The sequence below is a fragment of the Streptomyces sp. NA02950 genome, assembly GCF_013364155.1.
Lineage (GTDB): Bacteria > Actinomycetota > Actinomycetes > Streptomycetales > Streptomycetaceae > Streptomyces.
Window position 1 is genome coordinate 6,629,699 of the sequence record NZ_CP054916.1, and the last position, 22,766, is coordinate 6,652,464.

Annotated in this window: 21 protein-coding genes and 2 pseudogenes; 8 read left to right on the forward strand and 15 right to left on the reverse strand. The window is 72.4% G+C overall.

Annotated features, from left to right (window positions below):
- Nucleotides 1-20 precede the first annotated feature (20 nt).
- Nucleotides 21-1,118 carry a DMT family transporter gene (locus HUT19_RS29095; protein WP_176183281.1) on the reverse strand — a complete coding sequence of 366 codons (1,098 nt, stop codon included), beginning with the start codon at nucleotides 1,116-1,118 and terminating at the stop codon, nucleotides 21-23.
- Nucleotides 1,119-1,313: 195 nt separating this feature from the next.
- Here HUT19_RS29095 and HUT19_RS29100 point away from each other — a divergent pair, with 195 nt between their 5' ends.
- Nucleotides 1,314-1,925, forward strand: coding sequence for a TetR/AcrR family transcriptional regulator (locus tag HUT19_RS29100; protein ID WP_176183282.1), 612 nt, complete (start codon nucleotides 1,314-1,316; stop codon nucleotides 1,923-1,925).
- A 39-nt stretch (nucleotides 1,926-1,964) separates the two neighbouring features.
- Here HUT19_RS29100 and HUT19_RS29105 read toward each other — a convergent pair whose 3' ends face one another.
- Both HUT19_RS29105 and HUT19_RS29110 read right to left on the reverse strand, forming a co-directional pair.
- Nucleotides 1,965-2,840 (reverse strand): glycosyltransferase family 2 protein, encoded by an 876-nt coding sequence (locus HUT19_RS29105; RefSeq protein WP_176183283.1) that lies wholly within the window; start codon nucleotides 2,838-2,840, stop codon nucleotides 1,965-1,967.
- 138 nt (nucleotides 2,841-2,978) lie between these two features.
- Nucleotides 2,979-3,602, reverse strand: coding sequence for a hypothetical protein (locus HUT19_RS29110; protein WP_176183284.1), 624 nt, complete (start codon nucleotides 3,600-3,602; stop codon nucleotides 2,979-2,981).
- Nucleotides 3,603-4,158: 556 nt separating this feature from the next.
- Here HUT19_RS29110 and HUT19_RS29115 point away from each other — a divergent pair.
- Nucleotides 4,159-5,781: an alkaline phosphatase gene (locus tag HUT19_RS29115; RefSeq protein WP_176183285.1), complete on the forward strand. Its 1,623-nt coding sequence runs from the start codon at nucleotides 4,159-4,161 to the stop codon at nucleotides 5,779-5,781.
- 127 nt (nucleotides 5,782-5,908) lie between these two features.
- Nucleotides 5,909-6,952, forward strand: coding sequence for a serine hydrolase (locus HUT19_RS29120; protein ID WP_176187443.1), 1,044 nt, complete (start codon nucleotides 5,909-5,911; stop codon nucleotides 6,950-6,952).
- A 229-nt stretch (nucleotides 6,953-7,181) separates the two neighbouring features.
- On the opposite strand, the gene HUT19_RS29125 is transcribed toward HUT19_RS29120, so the two are convergent.
- Nucleotides 7,182-8,189 (reverse strand): small ribosomal subunit Rsm22 family protein, encoded by a 1,008-nt coding sequence (locus HUT19_RS29125; RefSeq protein ID WP_176183286.1) that lies wholly within the window; start codon nucleotides 8,187-8,189, stop codon nucleotides 7,182-7,184.
- A gap of 123 nt (nucleotides 8,190-8,312) precedes the next feature.
- Here HUT19_RS29125 and HUT19_RS29130 point away from each other — a divergent pair, with 123 nt between their 5' ends.
- Complete coding sequence (locus HUT19_RS29130) at nucleotides 8,313-8,945, forward strand: TetR/AcrR family transcriptional regulator (protein WP_176183287.1); 633 nt, start codon at nucleotides 8,313-8,315, stop codon at nucleotides 8,943-8,945.
- On the opposite strand, the gene HUT19_RS29135 is transcribed toward HUT19_RS29130, so the two are convergent.
- Nucleotides 8,932-9,867, reverse strand: a complete 936-nt coding sequence (locus HUT19_RS29135; protein WP_176183288.1) for a glycerophosphodiester phosphodiesterase — start codon at nucleotides 9,865-9,867, stop codon at nucleotides 8,932-8,934. The genes HUT19_RS29130 and HUT19_RS29135 overlap by 14 nt on opposite strands.
- A 169-nt stretch (nucleotides 9,868-10,036) precedes the next feature.
- Here HUT19_RS29135 and HUT19_RS29140 point away from each other — a divergent pair, with 169 nt between their 5' ends.
- The gene (locus HUT19_RS29140) at nucleotides 10,037-10,774 is read left to right on the forward strand and encodes a bifunctional DNA primase/polymerase (RefSeq protein WP_176183289.1); all 738 of its coding nucleotides are present in this window, start codon (nucleotides 10,037-10,039) and stop codon (nucleotides 10,772-10,774) included.
- 54 nt (nucleotides 10,775-10,828) lie between these two features.
- Here HUT19_RS29140 and HUT19_RS29145 read toward each other — a convergent pair whose 3' ends face one another.
- From HUT19_RS29145 to HUT19_RS29165, 5 genes and pseudogenes are all read right to left on the reverse strand, one after another.
- Nucleotides 10,829-11,698 (reverse strand): hypothetical protein, encoded by an 870-nt coding sequence (locus HUT19_RS29145; protein ID WP_254885854.1) that lies wholly within the window; start codon nucleotides 11,696-11,698, stop codon nucleotides 10,829-10,831.
- Nucleotides 11,685-12,656 (reverse strand): iron uptake transporter permease EfeU, encoded by a 972-nt coding sequence (gene efeU / locus HUT19_RS29150; protein ID WP_176183290.1) that lies wholly within the window; start codon nucleotides 12,654-12,656, stop codon nucleotides 11,685-11,687. Before efeU ends, HUT19_RS29145 begins: the two co-directional genes overlap by 14 nt.
- A 27-nt stretch (nucleotides 12,657-12,683) precedes the next feature.
- Nucleotides 12,684-13,943 carry an iron uptake transporter deferrochelatase/peroxidase subunit gene (gene efeB / locus HUT19_RS29155; protein ID WP_176183291.1) on the reverse strand — a complete coding sequence of 420 codons (1,260 nt, stop codon included), beginning with the start codon at nucleotides 13,941-13,943 and terminating at the stop codon, nucleotides 12,684-12,686.
- Nucleotides 13,944-14,019: 76 nt separating this feature from the next.
- Nucleotides 14,020-15,153 carry an iron uptake system protein EfeO gene (gene efeO, locus HUT19_RS29160; RefSeq protein WP_176183292.1) on the reverse strand — a complete coding sequence of 378 codons (1,134 nt, stop codon included), beginning with the start codon at nucleotides 15,151-15,153 and terminating at the stop codon, nucleotides 14,020-14,022.
- A gap of 128 nt (nucleotides 15,154-15,281) precedes the next feature.
- Nucleotides 15,282-16,021: pseudogene (locus HUT19_RS29165) on the reverse strand (ATP-binding cassette domain-containing protein).
- Between HUT19_RS29165 and HUT19_RS43335 the strand changes: the two are divergent.
- The gene (locus HUT19_RS43335) at nucleotides 15,935-17,410 is read left to right on the forward strand and encodes an HtaA domain-containing protein (protein ID WP_254885855.1); all 1,476 of its coding nucleotides are present in this window, start codon (nucleotides 15,935-15,937) and stop codon (nucleotides 17,408-17,410) included. The pseudogene HUT19_RS29165 and the gene HUT19_RS43335 overlap by 87 nt on opposite strands.
- 67 nt (nucleotides 17,411-17,477) lie before the next feature.
- Here the strand turns inward: HUT19_RS43335 and HUT19_RS29180 are convergent, their stop codons facing one another.
- Together HUT19_RS29180 and map are read right to left on the reverse strand one after the other, a co-directional pair.
- A complete protein-coding gene (locus HUT19_RS29180) occupies nucleotides 17,478-18,146 on the reverse strand; it encodes a heme oxygenase (biliverdin-producing) (protein ID WP_176183294.1) in 669 nt (222 codons plus the stop codon).
- A gap of 153 nt (nucleotides 18,147-18,299) precedes the next feature.
- Nucleotides 18,300-19,157 (reverse strand): type I methionyl aminopeptidase, encoded by an 858-nt coding sequence (map, locus tag HUT19_RS29185; RefSeq protein ID WP_176183295.1) that lies wholly within the window; start codon nucleotides 19,155-19,157, stop codon nucleotides 18,300-18,302.
- 93 nt (nucleotides 19,158-19,250) lie between these two features.
- Here map and HUT19_RS29190 point away from each other — a divergent pair, with 93 nt between their 5' ends.
- Nucleotides 19,251-19,469 (forward strand): hypothetical protein, encoded by a 219-nt coding sequence (locus HUT19_RS29190; protein ID WP_176183296.1) that lies wholly within the window; start codon nucleotides 19,251-19,253, stop codon nucleotides 19,467-19,469.
- Between the two features lie 31 nt (nucleotides 19,470-19,500).
- On the opposite strand, the pseudogene HUT19_RS29195 reads toward HUT19_RS29190, so the two are convergent.
- A pseudogene (locus tag HUT19_RS29195) lies at nucleotides 19,501-20,784 on the reverse strand (MFS transporter).
- Between the two features lie 120 nt (nucleotides 20,785-20,904).
- On the opposite strand from HUT19_RS29195, the gene HUT19_RS29200 reads away from it, so the two are divergent.
- Nucleotides 20,905-21,795 carry a YwqG family protein gene (locus HUT19_RS29200; protein ID WP_176183297.1) on the forward strand — a complete coding sequence of 297 codons (891 nt, stop codon included), beginning with the start codon at nucleotides 20,905-20,907 and terminating at the stop codon, nucleotides 21,793-21,795.
- A 28-nt stretch (nucleotides 21,796-21,823) separates the two neighbouring features.
- Here the strand turns inward: HUT19_RS29200 and HUT19_RS29205 are convergent, their stop codons facing one another.
- Together HUT19_RS29205 and HUT19_RS29210 are read right to left on the reverse strand one after the other, a co-directional pair.
- The gene (locus HUT19_RS29205) at nucleotides 21,824-22,429 is read right to left on the reverse strand and encodes a hypothetical protein (RefSeq protein WP_176183298.1); all 606 of its coding nucleotides are present in this window, start codon (nucleotides 22,427-22,429) and stop codon (nucleotides 21,824-21,826) included.
- A gap of 54 nt (nucleotides 22,430-22,483) precedes the next feature.
- The gene (locus HUT19_RS29210) at nucleotides 22,484-22,684 is read right to left on the reverse strand and encodes a DUF5708 family protein (RefSeq protein WP_176183299.1); all 201 of its coding nucleotides are present in this window, start codon (nucleotides 22,682-22,684) and stop codon (nucleotides 22,484-22,486) included.
- Nucleotides 22,685-22,766: the final 82 nt, after the last annotated feature.

Genomic DNA, 22,766 nt, shown 5'->3' on the forward strand with positions numbered 1-22,766 from the left:
GCGGCCGGGCCGAGGGGACTTCAGCCGCAGCTGAGGGCAAGGCCCTCGGGGCCCGGCTCTCCGGAGAGCGGGGTGGTGGGCTCCGGTCCGGCGGAAGCCGGGAGTCCGAGGGCCGGGAGGACGGGAACCAGGATGCCGGGGGCCGGGACGCCGGAGCGCAATACCGGCTGGACGGTGCCTTGGTGGGACGTCCGCTGGGCCGGTGGGACCGGGACCGGGAGGGCGGCCGGGACCGGCTGACGGGATGCCGGGGCGGATCCGGCCGGGCGGGGTGCGGGTCCGGCCGGCTGCTGGGCGCGGGAGAGCAGCACCACGCCGCGGGCCGCCGCCGCGGCGCCCGCGAGGGCGAGCGCGGTACCGGCCGGGCCGCCGTGCAGGCGCTCGCCCAGCAGAGCGATGCCGATGGCCGCCGCGGCGACCGGGTTGGCCAGGGTCAGGGTGGCCAGCGGGGCGCCCAGGCCGCCGCCCGCGTAGGCGGTCTGGGAGAGCAGCAGACCGCTCACCGCGAACGCCGCGACCAGGACGGCCACCGCCAGTACGGGCCAGGACAGCACGGCGGTCCCGGTGCGGGCGGTGAGCGCGACCGTGAGGGTCTGGGTGAGTGCCGAGGCGACTCCGGAGGCGATACCGGACGCCGCGGCGAACCGCAGGCCCCGGCCGCCCGGACCCCGTCCGGGCCGGGTGAGCACGGTGATCAGGGCCAGTACGACGGCCGCCACCGACAGTGCCTCGGACAGGGCGAGGGTGTCCTCCGGCGCGGCGCCACCGGTGACCGGCAGCAGGGCGCCGAGGCCGAGCAGGGCCAGCGCGGTGCCGCGCCATTCGGTCCGCAGGACCCGTCGGCCCGCCAGCCGCGCGCCCAGCGGGACGGCGGCGACCAGGGTGAGCGCGCCCAGCGGCTGGACGAGGGTGAGCGGGCCGTACGTCAGCGCCGCGACATGCAGCAGGGCGCCGGTCGCGTTCAGCCCGACCGCTCCCCACCAGGCGCCGCACAGCAGCAGCCCGGCGACACCGCCCCGGCGGCCGGTGCCGGCCAGCCGCTCCTGGGCCACGGCCGCGGTCGCGTAGGCCACGGCGGAGGCGAGAGCGAGTACGACGGCTATCAGACTCGGGTCCATCCGCCGCTCCTCCCGTCCGCCCGGCCGCCTTCCGGCCGGTCCCTATCGGTACACGACTGTACCGATACGAGAGTGTACCGGTTCACCGGTGTATCGGTACAGGAGTGTATCGATGCCCCGATGTCTCGGTACACTGCGAACACGGGGGTGCGCACAAGGGCGCCGGGGAGCCCGGGGAATCCGAGGAGGAAGCTCATGCCGTCGGAGGCCACGGCGACGCCGCAGCGCCGTTCGAAGATCACTCCCGAGCGGGAGCAGGAGTTCTACACGGCGGTGCTCGATCTGCTCCAGGAGGGCGGATACGAGGCGCTCACCATCGAGGGCGTCGCCGCCCGCACCCGCTCCAGCCGTTCCACGCTCTACCGCCAGTGGAACTCCAAGCCGCAGCTGGTGGTCGCGGCGCTGCGGTCCGGCAACCGCCGGATGGCCCTGGAGGGCATCGACACCGGCTCGCTGGAGGGCGATCTGCGCGCGGTGGCGCGGGCCGCCGGGTCCGTGTGCGGCGGGGACACCAAGCTGATGTACGCGGTCGGGCACGCCGCGCTGCACGACCCCGAGCTGCTGGAGGCGCTGCGCTCGGCGCTCATCGAGCACGAGGTGGCGGCGATCCGGGCCATGGTCCGCAGGGGTGTGGAGCGCGGGGAGGTTCCCGAGGACAACGCGGCGGCCGTGTTCGTGCCCACCCAGCTGATCGGCGCTATGCGGGTGCGCCCCCTGCTGGAAGGACGGCAGGCCGACGCCGCCTATCTCACCCGCTTCCTGGAGTCCTCGGTCTTCCCCGCACTGGGGATCGGTGTGCGGGTCTGACCCCGCACCGCGGCGGGGCCGTCAGATCGCCGTTCAGCGTCAGATCACCGGCGGACGGCCCAGCCGGGTCATCCGCCACACCGTGCGCCAGCGCATCGGACGCCGGGTGCCGCACGGGGCCCGGACCCCCTCCGCGAACCCGCCCGCCCACGCCCGCAGACCGTCCAGGGCGCGGGTGCGCAGCAGCGTGAGCAGCGTCCAGCTGCCCAGATAGAGGGGGATCAGGGGCAGCGGCAGATGGCGGCGGGCCAGCCAGACCCGGTTGCGTGCCGTCATCCGGTAGTAGACGGCGTGCCGGGCGGGGGAGGTCCTGGGGTGCTGGAGCAGCAGCTCGGGGGAGTACCGCACGGTCCAGCCGTCGTCCAGTGCCCGCCAGGCGAGGTCGGTCTCCTCGTGGGTGAAGAAGAACTCGTCCGGCCAGCCGCCGATCCGCTCCAGCATCGGCACCGACAGGGCGTGGCCGCCGCCGAGGAAGGTGGTCACCTCACCGCCGCGCATCGGGTCCGAGGCGCGCAGCCGGGGGACGTGGCGGCGCTGGGTCTCGCCGTTCTCGTCGGCGATGCGGAAGCTCACGATGCCCAGCCGTGGGTCGGCCGCGTACAGATCGCGCACCGTACGGAACACATCGGGGTCGATGAGCAGTCCGTCGTCGTCGAGGTCGATCACCACATCCACGTCGCCGAACTCGCGCAGCCGCCGCAGCGCCGCGTTGCGGCCGCCCGAGACGCCCAGGTTCTCGTCCAGTTCGACCGCCGTCACATGGGCGGGGAGCTCCGGGAGCGGGGAGCCGTTGCCGACGACCACGATGCGGGTCGCCGGTACGTCCTGCTTGTCCACCGACTCCAGGAGCGCCGCCACCTCGCGGGGCCGGTTGCCCATGGTCAGGATGGCCACACCCAGGCGCGGTTCGGACACGACGGGACTCCAGAGCTCGGCGACGATCCCCGCGATCGTAGCCGTTCACCGAAGCGGTCACTTCCGTACAGCCGATGTTCATCATGGAACGCGCAGAAGGAACGCGCAGAAGGAACGCACAGCCAGGGGGAGTGGAGCTCAGCCGTCGAGGGCGGCCACCGCCTTCTTGGCGGCGCCGACCGCCCCCTCGCGTATCTCCGCGGCGGGCGGGGCCTGGTGGCTGCCGAAGTCGCTGCCGTTGTACGTCACCGTGACCGTCGCGTTGGCCACGCGGACGGTGACCACCGCCTCGCGCATGCGCTGGCCGTCCTCGGTGGTGAGCGTCTCATCGAGCCACGCCCGGTCGCCGAGGCCGGACAGCGGTTCGGCGGACTCCGGGTCCTTGCCGCCGCCCCGCGAGGTGCTCACGACGTCGTAGGCGACGTCCAGCCAGCGGTAGTCGTAGTCGTCGAGGGCATGCCATGAGCAGCCGGTCCGGCGGCTGACATCGCTGGTCCTCAGCTCGTTCCCGGCCGCCGCCGCCCCGGGTACCAGCTTCTTCACCGTGTCCGCGGGGAGGGTGGCGCATGCCTGCGCGGGCGCCTTGGGATAGCGCGGCGGCGCGGTGGTGGCGCCGGTGGCGGGGGCCGAGGGTTTCGGCGAGGCGGCGGACTCCTGGGGCTGCGCGTCCGAGTCGCCCGCGGCGGTCATGGCCACGCCCGCGGCGGCGAGCACGGCCACGGGCACCAGACGGGCGGCCAGCGTGAGCGGCAGAGAACGCATGGCGGTCTCTTTTCGGTCGGATGGCGATGGTGAAAAGGGAGGCGCGAGCGGGCTGGTGGGGGCGGTGGGAGAGACCATGCCATACGGAGCCGTTGTCGAACACCCCGGACCCGGAGGAGATCGCCACTGCCCTAATAGGGTGAACTTGCATCTTCTTCACATTATCTACCCAAATCGATGGTTATCTACGACGGGTGACGATCCATCGACCATCGGTCGCGACCGGTTTACGGCTTTCCCCTCGCCCCTCCCGTCGCGCATCGCGCCTCTGCCTCCCGCGCCTCCAGTGGCCACAGGGTCCCGTACCGCACCGAGTGCGCCCCATCCGCCGCTTTCCGCGCATGTCTCACCTCTCGTGCCGTCTTCATCGCCATTCCCCCGTTCACCAGGACTTTCTGATTCCACATCACTTCGGCCGCGCGGCGGCGGATTGCGTCAAACGCCCCTTCCGGCAACGGTCCTCATCCAGTGGCCATGTACATGTTGTGTGCGGGCAAACACCCCGCCGCTCCCCGACACTCCAATTCCTCTGACGCCACGAGCCAGGGGAGAGCACATGGCACACGACTCGCATCAGCAGGCGATACGAGCCGCGGCGGCACGTCTGGGCCGCCGCCGCTTCCTCACCGCAACCGGTGCCGCCGCCGCACTCGCGTTCACCACCAACCTGCCCAGCGCCCAGGCCGCGCAGGTGTCCTCGCATTCGCTCACCGACGACCCCTTCACCCTCGGCGTGGCCTCCGGCGATCCGCTGCCGGACGCCGTCGTGCTGTGGACCAGACTCGCTCCCCGCCCCTATGAGCCGGGAAACGGTCTGCCCGAGGAGGGCACCGTCACGGTCGACTGGGAGGTCGCCCGAGACGAGCACTTCCAGCGGATCGCCCGGCGCGGACGCACCAGCGCACACGCCGAGTTCAACTACACCCTGCACGTGGACGCCAAGGGCCTCGAGTCCGACCGCGTCTACTGGTACCGCTTCCGCGCCGGCAAGTGGACCAGCCCGGTGGGCCGCACCCGCACCGCCCCCTCGGCCGGGGCCCGGATCCATGACGTGCGGTTCGGTCTGGTGTCCTGCCAGGCGTACCACGACGGCTACTACACCGCCCTCGCCCGCCTCGCGGACGAGGACCTCGACGCCGTCTTCCACGTCGGCGACTACCACTACGAGTACGCCGTCAACGCCACCGGCGGCGCCCGCAACTACACAGACCGCCGCGTCCCCGCCCTCTTCAACAAGGAGACGGTCACCCTCGAGGACTACCGGCTGCGCTACGCGCTCTACAAGTCCGACGAGGACCTCCAGGCCGCTCACGCCGCCTTCCCCTGGTACGTCACCTGGGACGACCACGAGACCGAGAACAACTACGCCGACGACGTCGACGAGAACAACAGCCCGCCGGAGGAGTTCCTGATCCGCCGGGCCGCCGCGTACCGCGCGTACTGGGAGAACATGCCCCTGCGCATGCCGCAGCGGCCCCAGGGCCCGGACATGCGGCTCTACCGCCGCTTCCACTACGGCAGGCTCGCCCAGTTCGACATCCTCGACACCCGCCAGTACCGCTCCAACCAGGCGTACGGAGACGGCTGGCAGTACCCCGGGCCCGACTCCGAGGACCCGGCACGCACCCTCACCGGCGCGGCGCAGGAACGGTGGCTGCTCGACGGCTTCCGCCGCTCCCAGGCCACCTGGAACGTCCTTCCGCAGCAGGTCACCTTCTCGCAGCGGAAGAACACCACCGCCGCCCGCTCCAAGCTCTCCATGGACTCCTGGGACGGCTACCCGGCCTCCCGTGACCGGATCCTCACGGGCGTCGAGCAGGCGGGTGTGGAGAACTTCGTCGTCCTCACCGGCGACGTCCACGTCCACTACGCCTTCGACATCAAGAAGGACTTCGACAAGCCCGACTCCCGCACCCTGGGCGTCGAGTTCGTCGGCACGTCCATCAGCAGCGGAAAGGACGGCGCGGACAAGCCGGACAACTGGTCGACCTACATGGCGGCCAACCCGCATATGAAGTTCTACAACGGCCGCCGTGGCTATGTGACGGTCACGCTGGACGAGCAGCACGCGCGGGCCGACTACAAGACGGTCCCGGCGGTCACCACCCCGGGCGCGCCGCTCACCACCGCGGCGTCGTTCGTCAGCGAGGCCGGGAACCCCGGTCTGCACTCCGCCTGACGCCCCGGTACGCGCCCGGCCCCACCCCGGCCGGGCGCGTACTCTGCCGACCGTGGCAGCGAGGAACGATGCGAACCGCGACGGCGACGGCGACCGTGACCGTGAGCTGTCCCGGCTGGTCCGGGACGTGGCGGCGCTTCCCGAGGGGGAGCACCCGTGGTGCGCCGGGGTGGCCCTCGCCGCCGGGACCGGATCGGGCTCGCTGGTCCGGGAAGCCGCCGGCTGGGCGGTGCGTTACGCGGCCCACGACCGGGAGCTGCCGCGCGAACGGTGGCAGCCGGTCCGGGCCGACACCGTTTTCGACCTGGCCTCGCTCACCAAGCTGTTCACCACGATCGTGGCGGTGCGGGCCGTCGAACGCGGGCGGATCGACCTCGACGCGCCCGTCGCCTCGTACGCCCCGCGCTTCACGGCCGCCGCCGAGCACGGCCTCACGGTGCGCCACCTGCTCACTCACACCTCGGGCCTGGTTCCGGAACTGCCCCTGTACGACTGCGCGTCCGACGAGGAGCGGCTGTCCCGGCTGACCTCCGAACCCCCGGCCACCGCCCCCGGCACCGCGCGCCGCTACTCCGATCTCAACTTCCTGCTGTTGCAGGCCGCGCTGGAAGGCGTCGAGGACAAGCCGCTGGACCGGCTCGTCCACGACATCGTCACCGGCCCCTTGGGCATGACCTCCACCCGCTTCCGCCCGCCCGGCTCCTGGCTGCCCCGGATCGCCGCGACCGAGGACCAGCGGCGCCCCTGGGCCAAACTGGACCGGGGCATGCTGCGGGGCACCGTCCACGACGAGAACGCGTACGCCCTGGGCGGGATCGCGGGTCACGCGGGACTCTTCTCCACGGCCGACGACCTCGCCGTACTGTGCCGCACCCTGCTACGGGGCGGCGGTCCGCTGCTCTCCCCCTCCTCCGTGGACCTGATGCTGACCGCACCGGGCCTGGGCTTCGAGATCGACCAGCCGTGGTTCATGGGCGGGCTGGCGGGCCGCGGCGCGGCGGGCCACACCGGCTTCACCGGCACCAGCCTGGTCCTGGACCGCGCCACCGACTCCTACCTGGTCCTGCTGGCCACCACGGTCCACCCCCGCCGCCGCCCCGCCGACAACCGCCCGAGGGCGGCCGCGGCGACGGCCCTGGCCCGTGCGGTGGGCGGCGGGGGCGGGCGGTGAGCTAGTCCCGGAGACGGGCCGGCGCACACCCCCGCTCGTCCCGGTGCGTGGGCCCGCGGGAGCTGCATTTTTTCGCCAGGTGGAGGGCCGGGAGATAACGGGCGCTCTTTTTGGTGATAGGGGGCCCGGGCAAGGCGCGCATTGTCCGAGTGGCGGCTCTCAGGGTGATATGTGCCCTCGTGGCGTACGCGGAACGGCTCAGCGGTCCTGTGGGGACCAGGGGCCGCCCTCAGCGGTCCTGTGGGGGCCAGGGGCCGCCCCATGAGGTGTCGCGGGCCGCGCGGTAGAGGGGGCCGTGGCGTTTGGTGACCGTGCGGCGGGTCAGGTTCTCGTCCGGGGTGCACAGGTCCAGCAGGACCTGGCCCTTGCGGATCTGGGGGTGGCGGGTCACCCGGGACGGGGCCGCGGGGGCGGCGAAGCGGGCCGCGGCCACATAGCTGAACTTCTCGTCCTCGTACGGCAGTGAGCCGCCCTTGATCTGGCGGTGGAGGGAGGAGCGGCTGACGCGGGCGGCGAAGTGGCACCAGTCGGCGCCGGGTTCGATCGGGCAGGCCGCGCTGTGCGGGCAGGGGGCGACCAGGTGCAGGCCCGCCGCCGTGAGCCGGTCGCGGGCCTCGCGGACGCGGGCGAAGCCGTCGGGAGTGCCCGGTTCGATCAGCACCACGGCCCGGGCGGCGCGCGCGGCCTCGTCGACGACCGCGTGCCGGTCGGCCTCGGTCAGCTCGCCGAGGACGTACGAGACCGTGACGAGGTCCGTCGTGTCGGGGAGGGTGAGGCCGTCGCCGATGGCCCGGCGCTGCCACTGGGCGCCGCGCAGTGGCCCCGAGGCTGCCTGGCGGGCGAGTTCGCGGCCGAGGGCGAGGGCGGGCTCGGCCCAGTCCAGGACGGTGGTGGTGTGGCCGCCGTCCGGCCAGGCGTCGGCCACCGCCCAGCTCGCCGCGCCGGTGCCGCCGCCGATGTCGATGTGGGAGGCCGGGGTCCACTCGGGCGCCTGGGTGCGGAAGGCGGTGAGGGCGGCGCGGACCGCCTCGAAGGTCGCGGGCATCCGGTAGGCGGCGTACGCGGCGACGTCGGAGCGGTCGCGCAGGACGGGTGCGTCGGTGGGGGTGCGGCCCCGGTAGTTGGCGATCAGCCGGTCGACCGCCTGTGCCGCCTGGCGGGGCGGCAGTCCGTCGAGGAGCCCGGCGAGCGCGGTGCGCAGTGTCTCGTCGGCGGGGGCGGCGTGAGGGGCGTGCATGGGGCGGATTCTACCGGCCGGGGCGGTGGTTCCAGCCGCGAGACGAGCGCGGGGCGACTACGCGCCGAGTGCGAGACGATACGTATCGTTGGGTGTGGCTGAACGCTTCGATAGATTGCCGCCATGGCCGAAAAAGCAGTCCCCGACGCCACCCGCCGCAGCCAGCGCTCGCACCGCGCGATCCTCGACGCCGCCATCGAACTCGTCGGTGAGATGGGCTATGCCAAGCTCACCATCGAGGCCATCGCCGCCCGCGCCGGGGTCGGCAAGCAGACCATCTACCGCTGGTGGCCCTCCAAGGCCGCGGTGCTGCTCGACGCCTTCGTGGCGCTCGGCGAGCAGGCCGCCCGGGAGGCGGGCGGCGACGGGGCGGGCGGCGAGGAGACCTACGAGATCCCCGACACCGGGGATCTGGAGGCGGATCTGAAACTGGTGGTGCGGGCGACCGTCGACGAGCTGAACGCGCCCGAGTACGACGCCCCGTTGCGCGCCCTGGCCGCCGAGAGCGTGATCAACGCGGAGGTGGGCGCCGAGTTCGTCCGCCGGGTCCTGGAGCCGCAGCTCCAGCTCTATGTGAAGCGGCTGCGCGCCGCGCAGGACGCCGGGCAGGTGGATCCCGCCATCGATCCGCGGATCGCCCTGGAGCTGATCGTCGGGCCGCTGGCCCACCGCTGGCTGCTGCGGACGCTGCCGCTGAGCCATGAGTACGGGGACGCCGTGGTCGCGATGGTGCTGCGGGGGATCACCGTGCGCTAGGCACCGGTCCGCCCGGCGCCGCCCGCCCCGCCGCCCATCCGGCGGACGCCCGGACCGGCGGGGGTGGGGTGCCCAGCCGCTGCGGGGCGTCCGTGATGATCCCGTCGCAGCCCAGCCGCAGCATCCGGTCCCGCTGGCCGGGGGTGTTCACGGTGTGCGCCCAGACCCGGGGTATGCCGGAGGCGACGGCCCGCCGGACATCGGCGTCCCGCGCCTTGTAGTCCACGTCCAGCAGTTCGACGAAGCCGCGCCAGTCGCGCGGCCGATCGGTGGTCATCTGGCGGGCGGACCGCCACAGCTGGGCCCTCAGCCCCAGGCCGTGGGCCTGCCGGGCCACCTCGGGGTGGTTGGTGTTGACGAGGACCGAGCGGACCAGCCCCCGCTCGCGGATCATCCGGGCCAGCCGCGGCAGGCTCTCCGGGTCCTTGGCCTCGGCCATCAGCGTGGTCCGGCCGCCGAAGCGGTCCAGCACCTCGGCGACGGTGGGCGGTCGCTCGGTCCGCCAGTGGCCGGGGAGGGCGGGGTCGGGGCGCAGCCTCACGGACTGCCAGTCGGCGGCGGTGAGGTTCTTCACCGGTCCGGTCCGGTCCGTCGTGCGGTCCAGCGTCGCGTCGTGGATCACCACCAGCGTGCCGTCCCCCAGCGTGCGGGTGTCGAAGTCCAGGACCTGGGCGTGGTGCCGGGTGAAGGCGGCGGTCAGCCCGGACATGCTGTTCTCGGGCTCTTCGAGGGCGCCGCCGCGGTGCGCGGTGTAGACGATCACCGGGTGCGGGAGCGCCGGGCGTATGGCCTCCGGGGGAGGGGCGCTGGTGAGCGGGGCCGGGCGGCGGCCGGAGGGCCGCGTGGCGGGGTGGGCCGCGAGGGCCACGGGTATCGACAGGGTGAGAACCGCTATCCCGGTCACAAGACGCCTGCTGATCATAAACGGAACGCTAAGGGCGTGACATCCCTTATGCCCTGATATCAGCACCCGGACGTGGGTCTCTCCCGTACCCCGGATGCGGACACCGGCCACCTCGGGAGCAGGATGGTGGCAGCATTGATCGGGTATCGGCCGTACCGCCGGTACCGGCGGTGAAGCGAGGCGGTAGATGGAACGCAAGGGCAGGTTCTCCCAGTGGCTGCGTCGGCCGAGGAGCGGATCGGGCGGCGATACCGGCACGGGAGCGGGCGCCGGGGGCGTCCGCGAGGACCTGCTCATGGCCGCGGCGGCCGCGGGATTCCCGCTCGCGCCGGCCGCTCATCCGTCCGGCTACGGCTGTTCCTGTGACCGCATCGGCTGTCCCACCCCGGCCCGCCACCCCGTCTCCTTCGCCTGGCAGACCCAGGCCACCACCGATCCGGACAAGGTCACCGGATGGCTGCGCGCCGATCCGCAGGCCAACTTCATCACCGCCACCGGGATCGTCAACGATGTGCTCGACGTCCCCGCCGACGCCGGACGGCAGGCCCTGGAGGCGCTCGGCGAGGCCGGAGTCGAGATCGGCCCCGTGGCCACCAGCAGCGCCGATCTCCAGCGGGGCCGGATGCTGTTCTTCACCGCCACCCGCGGCACCCCGGACGACGAGGACGAGTGGTGGCCCTGTGAGCTGGACTGCCACCCCGAGACCATGGACGAGCACCCGGGGCTGCGCTGGCACTGCCGGGGCAGCTATGTGCTGATGCCGCCCGCGCGGCTGCCCGGTGACGGCCATGTGGGCTGGCTGCTCGGCCCGGAGCGGCCGCTGCCCGATCCGCTGTCGCTGCTGGAGGCGCTGACCGACGCCTGTGCCCGCTTCGCGCCCGAGGACCAGGACCACGACCACGCCGCCTGGCCGATGGGGCGGTAGGCGAACCGACTGGCCGATGGGCCGCCAGGGGGCGGACAACCGGGGCTCGCGGCGTCACTCACCCCTGGCCGCCGTCACACCCTCCAGCCGGTTGAGGAACACCACCTTGGGGTCCGCCGCGTCCTTCGCCGGGACCCGCACCGCCGACTCGGACACCCTGGTGAGCGTCACCGCCTTCTTCGCCTCGCCCGTCATCAGCGCGTTGATCCGCGGATCGGGGTTGGGCCGGAAGCCCTTCGCCATCGTCTGCTTCTGGCGGTGGTGGGAGGTGAAGAACACCAGTGCCCCGCCGTCCTGGGTGCGCAGCCCCACCGGGGCGTAACGGGCGTCCTGCGCCGGGGTGTCGATGTACTCGGTCCAGAACTTCGGCGTGCGCACGAACTTCTTCCGGGTCGCCCGGATCTCCGACGTCGACTGACCGTCGGCGAAGGTGTCGCCCTTGCCCGTCATCAAGTAGTCGGTGTACTCGGCACTCAGCCGGTCCGGACGGGTCGCCAGCTTCGGGGCCGGGCCCCGGACCGCCACCGGCCGTGCCCAGCCGTCCTTGTCGGTCGCCAGGTCCGGCACCTCGTCCTGGCTGAGGATGGACAGATACGCGGCCTTCCACGGCTCGTCCGCACCGGACCGGGTGAACACGAACAGCCAGCGGTTGTTGTCCCGGTTGCTGTTGGTGTCCGCGACGAAGAACTTGGGCCAGCCCACCTGCTGGGGGATCCGGTAGCGGGCCCCGGTCAGCTCCAGCGCGGGGAACTTCGGGTTGCCCCCGGGGCTGTTGGCGTGCTGCGCCTTCAGATCCGCGGTGGTGATGGCCTCGAGCGGACCCGTCTCGACCTGACCGGCCAGGGACGGGTCCAGCCCGCGGTACGCCTTGTTGTAGCTGTCGGTGAACCGCTTGAGTACCTTGGGCGCCTCAGCCCTGTCCACCGACGGAATGTTCTCCCGCTCGCCGTGCACCGTCAGGCACCCGGTCAGCGCCGTCCCCAGCGCCAGTACCGCCGCGGCCGTCCGAACTGCGTGTCGCCGACGGGGTGGCCTGCGTGTCATGGGGCTCCGGCTCCTTCGGGGCGCGTGCGGACGGCGACACCCTACCGGGGGCGAAGAAGAAGGTCAGCGTGGGGACCAGATACAGCAGCCACACCGTGACCTGGAGCCAGGTCGGATCCGGCTGGAAGTTGAACACGCCCTTGAGCAGCGTGCCGTACCAGGTGTCCGGCGGGACCGTCGCGCTGATGTCGAAGGCCCGGTCGGTCAGCCCCGGCAGGAAGTCGGCCTCCTGGAGGTCGTGGAAGCCGTACGCCAGCACACCCGCCGCCACCACGATCAGCATGCCGCCGGTCCAGGTGAAGAACTTCGCCAGGTTGATCCGGAGCGCGCCCCGGTAGAACAGCCAGCCCAGCGCCACCGCGGTCAGCAGCCCCAGCACCACACCGATCAGCGGGTCCGCGGTGCCGTCGTTGCTCGCCCGGACCGCCGTCCAGACGAACAGCGCGGTCTCCAGGCCCTCCCGTCCCACCGCCAGGAAGGCGGTGACCACCAGCGCCCCGGTGCCCATCGCCAGCGCGGCGTCCAGTTTGCCGTGCAGTTCGGCCTTCAGATGGCGGGCGGTGCGCCGCATCCAGAAGACCATCCAGGTCACCAGGCCGACCGCGAGGATCGACAGCGAACCGCCCAGCGCCTCCTGCGCCTCGAAGGTCAGCTCCTGCGACCCGAACTCCAGCGCCGCGCCGAAGGACAGGCTGAGGGCCACCGCGGCGGCGATCCCCAGCCACACCGGCCGCAGCGCGTCCCGCCGCCCGGTCTTGACCAGATAGGCGACCAGGATGCACACGACCAGGCTGGCTTCGAGCCCTTCGCGCAGACCGATCAGATAGTTGCCGAACACGAGGTTCGCCTCCCTCTCAGAAGTCCCTCAGGAGAACAGCGCCCGGCCCCACCAGTCGTCCTCGTCCCGGACGCCCGGCGGAACGGCGAACAGCGCCGAACCCACGTGCTGGATGTACTCGTTGAGCGCGTCCTGCCGCGCCAGATTGCGCTGGACCGGTACGAACCCGTCGCGTACGTCGTGCTGATAGGCGAGGAAGAACAGACCGGCGTCCAGCCGCCCCAGACCGTCGGTGCCGTCGGTGAAGGAGTAGCCGCGGCGCAGCAGCCGCGCCCCGCCGTTGGAGTGCGGGTGGGCCAGCCGGACATGGGCGTCGGGCAGCATCGCCTTGAGGTTGGGCTCGTCCCGCTCGCGCTGCTTGCCGTACGGCGCGCCCTCGCCCTTGTCCCGGCCGAAGATGTCCTCCTGCTCCTTGAGCGAGGTGCGGTCCCAGGTCTCGATGTGCATCCGGATGCGCCGGGCCACCAGGTAGGAGCCGCCGACCATCCAGTCCGGGCCCGCCTTCCCGCTCACCCACACATGCTTCTTCAGGGCCGCGTCGTCGGTGCCCGCGATGTTCCGGGTGCCGTCCTTGAAGCCCATCATGTTGCGCGGGGTCTGGGCCTCGGGGGTGGTCGAGGACGTCTTGCCGAAACCCAGCTGCGACCAGCGGATGGCGACCGTGCCCATGCCGATCCGGGCGAGGTTGCGGATGGCGTGCACGGCCACCTGCGGGTCGTCGGCGCACGCCTGGACGCACAGATCGCCGTCGCTGCGGGCCGCGTCGAGGTTGTCGCCGGGGAAGGCGGGGAGGTCGATCAGGGCCTTGGGGCGGCGCTCCGCGAGGCCGAACCGGTCCTTGCCCTTCTTGTCCTTGAACAGGGTCGGTCCGAAGCCGATGGTGAGGGTGAGCCGGGACGCCTTGAGGCCCAGCGCCTCACCGGTGTCGTCCGGCGGCGCCTCCGCCAGCTCGCTGACCGCGCCTTCGCCGACCGCATGGCCCTGGGTCATCCGGGCGGCGGCCTTCGTCCACTCCTTCAGCATCGCGATCAGCGCGTCGCGGTCGTCGGTGGTGACGTCGAAGGCCGCGAAGTGCAGCCGGTCCTGCACCGCGGTGGCGATGCCCGCTTGGTGGGCACCGTAGAACGGCACCGCGGCGCCGCTGTCGGTCACCGGCCGGGTCGTGTCCTCGCCGCCGCTCAAGGCGGCCGCCGTGCCTCCGGCGGCCGCGGCGCCGAGCGCGAGCCCGGCGCCTCCCCAGCCGATCAGGGCGCGGCGCGAGGGGCTCGTCATGGCCTCGTCGGTCATGTCCGGCTTCTCCCTGTTGCGTTGGCGTGTGCGTTGGCGTGTGCGTTGGCGTTCCGTGGGCGTCCGGTTGCGCGGGTCACTTGACGACAACGGCGGCGGCGAGCTGCGACAGCGGCTCGGCCAGCGCGTTGACCGCGTCCGACAGCTCCTTGCGCTCGGACTTGGAGACGGTGTCGTAGGAGACGAAGCCGTCGCCCTCGCGGTAGCCGTCCAGCAGCTTCTTGACCGCCTTGAACTGCTTGTCCAGCGCGGTGGTCAGGGTGGGCTTCTTCTGCGAGGCAACCGGCCGCAGCAGGGTGTACGAGGTCTCGGCACCCTCGACGTTGGCCTGGAAGTCCACCAGGTCGGTGTGGCTGTAGCGCTCCTCCTCACCGGTGACCTTGCCGGTCTGCACCTCGTCCAGCAGCTCCTTGGCGCCGTTGGCCATACCGGTGGGGGTGATCTCGGCGGTGCCGACCCGCTTCTGCCAGTCCTTGAGGTCCTTCACCAGCTGGTCGGCGAGGTCCTTGTCGGCCTTGGTGATCTTCTTGGTCTGCCACAGCGACTTCTCGAGCCGGTGCCAGCCGGTCCACTTCTGGCCCTTCTCCAGACCGTCCTCGCGCACATCGACCTTGGGATCGATGTCACCGAAGGACTCGGCGACCGGCTCGGTGCGCTCCCAGCCGATACGGGAGGGCGCGTACGCCTTCTTGGCGGCCTCCAGGTCGCCCTTCTTGATCGCGTCGGTGAACTTCTTGACCGCGGGCAGGGTCTCGTCGGCCTGGGTCTGGACGTAGGTGCGGTACGCGGCGACCGCCTTGTCCAGCTTGGGGTCGCGCTTGGCGGCCTTGCCCTTGCCGGAGGCGGTCACCTTCTGGCGGATGCCGTGGCCCTTCATCCCGGGCTTGCAGGCGATCTCGTAGGTACCGGCCTTGACCTCGGCGTTGATCGTGGTCTTGGTGTGGGGGCCGATGTTCTCCCGCTCGGTGACGATCCGGTCGCCCGGGGCGTAGACATAGACCTCGGTGACCTTGGAGCCCTTGTTCTCCACGGCCAGCTTGACGTGCCCGGCGGGGAAGGAGGTCTTGGAGACCTCGCACGTGTTGTCGGAGGCGGTGACCTGGACGGCGTCGGAGTCCTTGGCGTCGGACTTCTCGGCGCAGCCGGCGACGGCGGTGATCGTCGTCAGCGCCGATATCGCGGCGACAACGGAGGTGCGAGCGGCTCGCATACGGGGGCTCCAGGCAGGCTCAGGGTGGAACGGACGGACGGGCAGAACGGCATGGCGTGCCGATAAGGCTGCCCTAACTTAACTGAGGCTTGCCTGTGCAGTTCCTATGGAGTCTCATGATTTGGTTTTCAGAAGGTAAAGTTTTCGCCATGTGGTGCGTCGCGGCGCGGTAGAACCAGCGGTTCCGTGGTCCGCGGGTGAGGAATCACCTCCACCGGCTGCCGGTACACCCGGGAGAGCAGCGCGGCGTCGAAAATCCGCTCCGGCGCGCCCTCCGCCACCACCCGCCCCTCCTGCAGCACCGCCGCCCGGTCCGCGTACGCCGCGGCCAGCCCCAGATCGTGCAGCACCACCACCACCGCGTCCCCGGCCGCCGCCCGCTCCCGGCCCAGCCGCAGCACCAGCTCCTGGTGGCGCAGATCGAGCGCGGCGGTCGGCTCGTCGAGCAGCAGCAGCGCGGTGCGCTGGGCCAGCACCCGGGCCAGCGCCACCCGGGCCCGCTCCCCGCCGGAGAGCGCGGAGAACGGGCGTGCCGCGAACTCGCCGACCTCGGTCGCGGCCATCGCCGCCGCCACCGCCTCCTCGTCCTCGTCCGCCGCGGCGGTCCCCGCCCACGGCGCCCGGCCCATCCGCACCACCTCCGCCACGGTGAACGGGAAGGAGAGCGTGGCGGCCTGGGGGAGAACGGCGCGGCGCAGCGCCAGTTCGGCCGGGGTCCACTCGGCCACCGGCCGAGGCGAACGGCGGCTATGAGCTGGACCTCACCATCAGCCGCCCCACCGTGCGCATCACGGGCGGCAGCGGCACCCTCCACGCCGACCTCAGCAGCAAGGCGAAGGGCACGGGCACGGTCACCCGGGCCACCCAGGTGCCGCTGGCCTCGCTCGACCTCCGCGGGGTGACCATGCGCGGCGGCGGCTCCCCGGTGACGCTGAACAACCTCCCCGCCACGCTCACCGCGCGCGGCGCCAAGGCGTTCGCGGGCTACTACACCGCGGGGACCGCCCTGGACCCGGTGAGCCTGTCGGCGGACGTCGCCGAGGCGGCGCCGACGCCCGGCGCGAGCCGCAGCCCTGGCGGGAGCCGCAGTCCCGGCGCGACGGCGCACACCCGGCGCGAGAAGCACGGCACCTTCACCGAGGCGGCCGTCGACTGGGGGGTGCGCCGTACCTTCCGCAAGTACGTCACCGGGCCGATCGCCAAGGGCCAGTGGCGGCTGTCCGACGGCGCGCAGGACGGCGGGGCCCTGTTCCGCTTCCCTCGCGGCAAGGGGGCGTACGACGAGCGGAAGGGCACCCTCCAGGCCGATTTCCACGGCCGGTTGCGGTTCCGGGGCAGCAACCTGGACCTCGCGCTGAGCGGGGTGTCCGTCCGCGTCGCCGACGGCCGGGGCACGGGGCCCGACAGGCGCCCGACAACGGCCCGTTCACCTTCACCGACGGCACCGGCAGCTATGACACCTCCACCCATGCCGTGTGACGGGGCGCCCGGGGTGGTCGACGGCCGTCTCGACTGGGGTGTGAAGAAGTCCTTCCGTGAGTACATCACCGGGCCGACGGCCAACGGGAAGATCACCCTCAGCGGCGGTGCCACCAAGAACGCGAACGGCTACCGCTTCCCCCACGGCCAGGGCAGCTACGACGCCGACAAGGGCTCGCTGGACGCGAAATTCGCCGGTGCCGTCCGCTTCACCGGTCACGAGGGCGCGCTGGACCTGAAGTTCAGCGATCTGGGCATCGAGGTGAACGGCACCGAGGGCGTGCTGATCGCCGATGTGCGGTCCAAGGACCGCACCACCGGCAAGGTCACCACCAGCGATGCCGTCCGTCTGGCCGAGCTGACCACGGACTCCGGCGCGCTGGAGGCGAAGGACGACGTCATCACGCTCACCGATGTCCCGGCGGCCCTCACCGCCGACGGCGCCAAGGCGTTCGGCGGCTTCTACGACGCGGGCGCGGCCCTCGACCCGGTCGGCGTGGCCGTCTCCCTCGACGAGGACGCCACCCTGCCCGGTGGGCCGGGCGGCGGCGACGGGGGCTCCGGGGCCGGCGGTGCCGGCTCGACCGGCGGCGGCAGCGGCGCCGTCACCGGTGGCGATACGACCGGTGGCGGCACCGGCTCCCTCGCCTCCACCGGTGCGGGCATCCCGGGCGAGGCGCTGATCGGCGGAGCCGCCGCCATGGTGGTGACCGGAGCCGCGGCCGTCTTCGCCGCGGCCCGCCGCCGGACCGACTGCTCGGCCACCGACGGTTCCTGACGTCCTGTCACCGACCGCCCGCGCCCACCGGGCCTCCGCCGGTGGGCGCGGGCCCGCTCGAACCCCGTTACGCGCTGAGCGGGAACTCCTCGCCCAACTCCCGGAAGACCGCCGTGTTCAGCGCGAAGGCGCGCCTGCACTCCTCGATCACCCGCTGCTTCTCCAGGTCGTCCACCGCCAGCGCGTCCAGCAGCGCGCGGTACTCCCGCTTGAAGGCGGCCGGGCTGCCGATCGCCTCGAAGACGTAGAACCGCACCCCGTCGCCCTTGCGCGCGAACCCCCAGGCCTTCTCCGCCGTGCCGCGGATGATCTGGCCGCCGGACAGATCGCCGAGATAGCGGGTGTAGTGGTGGGCGACATAGCCCGCGGGCCATGCGCGGGCGCACCACTCCACCCGGGCCGCGTAGGCCGTGGTGGCGGGCAGCGGGGAGAGCCCGGCCCGCCAGTCCGGGCCGCCGAGATGGTGCAGATCGCGCTCCAGCGCGGCCGTGCGGAAGAGCACGGGCCGGATGAACGGACCCGCCACCGGATCCTCCGCCAGAGCCCCGGCCGCGGACTCCAGAGCGCGGTAGACGAACCACAGCTGCTCGGTGTAGCGGCGGTAGGCCGCCACCCCGAGGCGGCCCCCGAGCAGGTCGCTCATGAACGTCGAGTTCTCGGCCTCGGTGTGCGCCGCGTGCGAGGCGGTGCGGATGAGGGTCGAGAACGGGGTCGGGGCGGCGGATGCGGCGTCCACGGTGGACCTCCGGAGACCGGTAGGGGTAGGTTAGGCTTACCTAAGCCGCTCGGTTCGCCTACGTCAATGATTTCCCGACAGACTGTCGGTAAACCTCGGCCCCGCAGCGTGTCCGCCACTCGCCGACCGCCGCCCGCTCCGGCGGCGCCGGGGTCACGGCAGGGTCAGGATCTCCGCGCCCGTCTCCGTCACCACCAGCGTGTGCTCGAACTGCGCCGTCCGCTTGCGGTCCTTGGTGACCACGGTCCAGCCGTCCTCCCACATGTCGTACTCATGGGTGCCCAGCGTCAGCATCGGCTCGATGGTGAAGGTCATCCCCGGCTTGATCTCGGTCGTGTGGTGCGGACTGTCGTAGTGCGGCACGATCAGACCCGAGTGGAACGAGGTGTTGATGCCGTGGCCGGTGAAGTCGCGGACCACCCCGTAGCCGAAGCGCTTGGCGTACGACTCGATGACCCGGCCGATGATGTTGATCCGGCGGCCCGGCTTGACCGCCTTGATCGCGCGATTGAGGGACTCCCGCGTCCGCTCGACCAGCAGCCGGGACTCCTCGTCCACCTCACCGCACAGATAGGTGGCGTTGTTGTCGCCGTGCACCCCGCCGATGTAGGCGGTGACATCGAGGTTCACGATGTCGCCGTCGCGCAGCACGGTGCTGTCCGGGATGCCGTGGCAGATCACCTCGTTGAGCGAGGAACACAGCGACTTGGGGAAGCCGCGGTAGCCCAGCGTCGACGGATAGGCGCCGTGGTCGCACATGTACTCGTGGGCCACCCGGTCCAGCTCGTCCGTGGTGACGCCGGGCGCGATCAGCTTGGCGGCCTCCTCCATCGCACGCGCGGCGATCCGCCCCGCGATCCGCATCTTCTCGATGGTCTCAGGGTCCTGGACCTCGGGCCCGTCATACGGCGTCGGGCTCTGCTTCCCGACGTACTCGGGCCGCGGGATCGAGGCGGGGACGGTGCGGAGGGGGGAGAGCGTCCCCGGGACAAGAAGCGACTGGCCAGACATATCAGCGAGTGTATCGGCGGTGCATCGGGCAGCATGGCGGCAAGGGCGACGCCGCGGTGCGCGACGCCGCGCGTACGGAGGACGGAGAGCGGGATGGCGCTGTTCAAGAAGAGGGCCGCGGGCAAGCCGGGCGAGTGGTACTACTGCCTCAAGCACGGCACGGTCGAGGAGGGCCCGGAATGCCGCGCCGCCGACCGCATGGGGCCGTACGCCACCCGGGAGAAGGCCGCCCACGCGATGGAGACCGCGCGCGAGCGGAACGAGGAGTGGCGACACGACCCCCGCTGGCAGAACGGCCCGCGGGCGGACTGACCCCCGGCCCGGGCCCACCCCCGCACCTCGGTCAGACCGGGGCGGGGGCGGCCTCGCGGACCTGGCGGGCGTGTTCGTCGGTGCGGGCGTCGTACGTCATCAGCCGCGGCAGGACCAGCGCCAGCAGGCCGACGGACACCACACACGCCGCGCCGCCCGACCACACCGCCGCCCGCACCCCCGTGACCCCGGCGACCGTTCCCGCCCGGACCTGGCCCAGCTGCGGCCCGGTCGCGTAGGACAGCAGCTCGATCCCGGCGAGGCGGCCCCGGAGCCGGTTGGGGATGGTCTGGTTCCAGATCGTGGCGCGGAACAGTCCGCTCACCATGTCACCGCCGCCCGCCACCGCCAGACACAGCAGCACCAGCCAGATGTTGCCCAGCGAGCCGGCCGCGGCCATCGCCAGCCCCCACACCGCGGCGCCGAGCACCACCATCCGGCCGTGCCGGTGGATCCGGGAGGTCCAGCCGCTGGTCAGGCTGATCACCACCGAGCCGACCGAGCCCGCCGCGTACATCAGGCCGAGCGCCCAGGGCGCGTCCAGATCGTCGGCGAGGAAGGGGAAGATCGCGTTCGGGAAGGCGAAGAACATCGCGACCATGTCCACCGCGTAGGTGCCCAGCAGCTCCTTGCGCCGCCAGGCGTAGCGCGCGCCCTCGCCGATCGCGCGCAGTGAAGGCGGTTCGGCGTCATGGGCGGGCGGCGCCGGCGACAGCCCGAAGGCGAGCAGCAGGGACACGGCGAAGGTGAGCAGATCGAGGCCGTAGGCGAGCGGCAGCCCGGCGTACGCCACGACCACACCGGCCAGCGAGGGGCCCGCGATGGCCGAGAGCTGCCAGCGGATCGAGTTGAGCGCGGCGGCGGCCGTGAGCTGGTCGTGCGGCACGATCCGCGCGGTGACCGCGTCGAGGGCCGGGCGCTGGATACCGACGAGCGCGCTGGTCAGCGCCGCGACGGCTTACAGCGGCCACAGCATGGGGTCCGGCAGCAGGCTGTTGACCAGCAGTACGGCGGCGAGCAGACCGAGCCCGGCCTCGGTGAGCAGGATCAGCTTGCGGCGGTCCAGAGCGTCCGCGAGCGCCCCGCCGTAGAGCCCGAAGACGACCAGCGGCACCAGCTCGACCGCCCCGATGGCCCCGACCGCGAAGGCCGAACCGGTCAGCTCCTTGATCTGGAGGGGCAGCGCCACCATGGTCAGGAAGCTGCCGAAGGCGGTCACCATCCCGGCGGTCCACATCAGCCGGAAGTCGCGGGAGGAGCGCCACGGCGCGAGGTCGGGGAGGAGGGCGCGCTTACGCGCCCGGTCGTCCGTCAGGGTCACGAGTCGACATCGTCCGGCCGCGCCCGGGGGCCCGGCAACCGAATTACGTGCCGCCGGCCCGGAAGCACCGGCCCGGCCGCCGGCTTGTCGGTGACGCGGGCCAGGATGGTGTTCATGACGGCGACTTCACCACCGACAACGACGTTCGACACGCTGCACTCGCTCGCCCGCACCCACCTGTCCCCACACGACGCCGAGCGCTGGACGGGCCTGCTCCGGCCGGGCGCCCGGCTGAGCGGGGCCGACGCCGACGATCCCGTCGTCGGGCAGCTCGGCGGGCTCCCCAGGCTGCCCGACGACGTGGCGTGGCCCGTCTGGGAGGAGGAGGGGTGCGCGCTCTCCTTCGTGGCGATGCTCGACTGCGCGGCGCTGCGCGCTGTCGCTGCCGCACAAGGCCGGGAACTCCCCCTGCACACCGACGGCCGGCTCGCCTTCTTCATCGGGCTCGACGAGGAGGAGGGCAGGATCGTCGACGTTCACGACCGCGACAGCTGGGCCGGCGCGCGGGTGCTGCATCTGCCGCCCGAGGAGCCGGGGGCAGCCGAGTGCCCGGCACCGGAAGGGGTGGAACCGTACGATGCCGTGCCGCTCACCGCCGTGCCGGGCCCGGGCATACCGGGCAGCGGCTCCCCAGCCGTGGCCTGTGCGTTCGGCTTCGAAAGCTGGCGGGACCGGTACGAACACCCGGCCACCAGCGGCCGGTTCGGCCAAGCCCTGGAACGGCATCAGCAGCACGGCGGGCACCAGGCCCTCGGTCACCCGCAGAGCATCCAGGGCCCCGTCGAGCTGGAGGTGGCCCAGGCCGTCCTGGGCTGCGGACTGAGCCAGGACGACCCCCGGGTCGTGGCCGAGGCCGAAGGCTGGACGCTGCTCGCCCAGTTCGACAGCGACGGCGATGCCGGGATGTCGTGGGGCGACTGCGGCGTGCTGTACTGGCTGATCCGTCCCGAGCATCTCGCCGCGAACCGCTTCGACCAGGCCGTCCTGACCTGGCAGTGCTGCTGAGGGGCTGCCGGTCGCGCACACCGTCGCCTCACCACCGCGCGGGCGGCGGGGCCGTCAGCTGTTCGGCCAGCCGGGCCAGCCGGTCGCGGTAGCGGCGGCGGCCGGGGCGGGCCGGGAGGCTGTTCTCCCCGGCGGCCGCGCTCACCAGGTGCTGGACGGTGTCGAGGTCGAGCCCGGCCCCCTCGGGCACGGCCAGCGCGTCATGGGCCAGGGTGTGCAGTTCGGCGTCACCGCCGTCGAGGGCGAGCACGGTCGCGCCGCCCCGGCGTGCGTCGTTCACCCGCTCCAGCAGCCCGGCCCCGGGCTCGCCCGGCGCGACGACGAGCAGGGTCTCCCCGCGCCCGGCGCCCTCCAGCCGGCCGAGCCCCACGGACAGATGCGCGGGGACCGGGCCGTCCGGCACCCGGTGGCGCACCAGGGTGGGGGACAGCTCCGGCAGTCCGGACCAGGCGGCCTCGTCGTCGAGATGCGCGGCCAGGTGCCAGGGTTCGTACTCCTCGCTGCCGACCAGCAGCAGCCCGCCGTCCCGCGGCCCCACCGAGGCCCGCAGTGAACCGGCGAAGCGGCGGGTGGTCTGCAACCACTCGGTCCCGGCGAGCACTTCGCGCAGCAGCGCGACCCGTACGGCGTCCATGGCATCCGCATCCTGCCGTGGCGCGCGGCGCGGCGGAGGTGGTTCGCCGGTGCGTCACCCCTTCGAGCGGCGGCTTCCGTTCAGGCCCAAGTAACCGGCGTAGAGCAGCTGGACGACACCGAGGCAGGCCACCACCATCCCGGTCTTGACCGGGTTGACGAAGGGGATCTCGATGTCCCCGGCCAACAGCCACAGGGCTGTGCCGCCGGCGAGGGTGAGGGCGCCTTCGAGGAAGTTCTTGGGGGCCGGAGCCATGGTGAGGGTCTTTCAGGAAGCGGGCGTCGGAGCGGACTTCACGCTATGGCCGCGCCACCGCCCGCTCCTCGGCCCGGCGAAG

What these genes read in the sequence shown, in the direction of transcription:
- HUT19_RS29095 (WP_176183281.1), bottom strand. Translation starts at nt 1,118, where the DNA reads ATGGACCCGAGTCTGATAGCCGTCGTACTCGCTCTCGCCTCCGCCGTG.
- HUT19_RS29100 (WP_176183282.1), top strand. Translation starts at nt 1,314, where the DNA reads ATGCCGTCGGAGGCCACGGCGACGCCGCAGCGCCGTTCGAAGATCACT.
- HUT19_RS29110 (WP_176183284.1), bottom strand. Translation starts at nt 3,602, where the DNA reads ATGCGTTCTCTGCCGCTCACGCTGGCCGCCCGTCTGGTGCCCGTGGCC.
- HUT19_RS29115 (WP_176183285.1), top strand. Translation starts at nt 4,159, where the DNA reads ATGGCACACGACTCGCATCAGCAGGCGATACGAGCCGCGGCGGCACGT.
- HUT19_RS29125 (WP_176183286.1), bottom strand. Translation starts at nt 8,189, where the DNA reads ATGCACGCCCCTCACGCCGCCCCCGCCGACGAGACACTGCGCACCGCG.
- HUT19_RS29130 (WP_176183287.1), top strand. Translation starts at nt 8,313, where the DNA reads ATGGCCGAAAAAGCAGTCCCCGACGCCACCCGCCGCAGCCAGCGCTCG.
- HUT19_RS29135 (WP_176183288.1), bottom strand. Translation starts at nt 9,867, where the DNA reads ATGATCAGCAGGCGTCTTGTGACCGGGATAGCGGTTCTCACCCTGTCG.
- HUT19_RS29140 (WP_176183289.1), top strand. Translation starts at nt 10,037, where the DNA reads ATGGAACGCAAGGGCAGGTTCTCCCAGTGGCTGCGTCGGCCGAGGAGC.
- efeB (WP_176183291.1), bottom strand. Translation starts at nt 13,943, where the DNA reads ATGACCGACGAGGCCATGACGAGCCCCTCGCGCCGCGCCCTGATCGGC.
- efeO (WP_176183292.1), bottom strand. Translation starts at nt 15,153, where the DNA reads ATGCGAGCCGCTCGCACCTCCGTTGTCGCCGCGATATCGGCGCTGACG.
- map (WP_176183295.1), bottom strand. Translation starts at nt 19,157, where the DNA reads ATGTCTGGCCAGTCGCTTCTTGTCCCGGGGACGCTCTCCCCCCTCCGC.
- HUT19_RS29190 (WP_176183296.1), top strand. Translation starts at nt 19,251, where the DNA reads ATGGCGCTGTTCAAGAAGAGGGCCGCGGGCAAGCCGGGCGAGTGGTAC.
- HUT19_RS29200 (WP_176183297.1), top strand. Translation starts at nt 20,905, where the DNA reads ATGACGGCGACTTCACCACCGACAACGACGTTCGACACGCTGCACTCG.
- HUT19_RS29205 (WP_176183298.1), bottom strand. Translation starts at nt 22,429, where the DNA reads ATGGACGCCGTACGGGTCGCGCTGCTGCGCGAAGTGCTCGCCGGGACC.
- HUT19_RS29210 (WP_176183299.1), bottom strand. Translation starts at nt 22,684, where the DNA reads ATGGCTCCGGCCCCCAAGAACTTCCTCGAAGGCGCCCTCACCCTCGCC.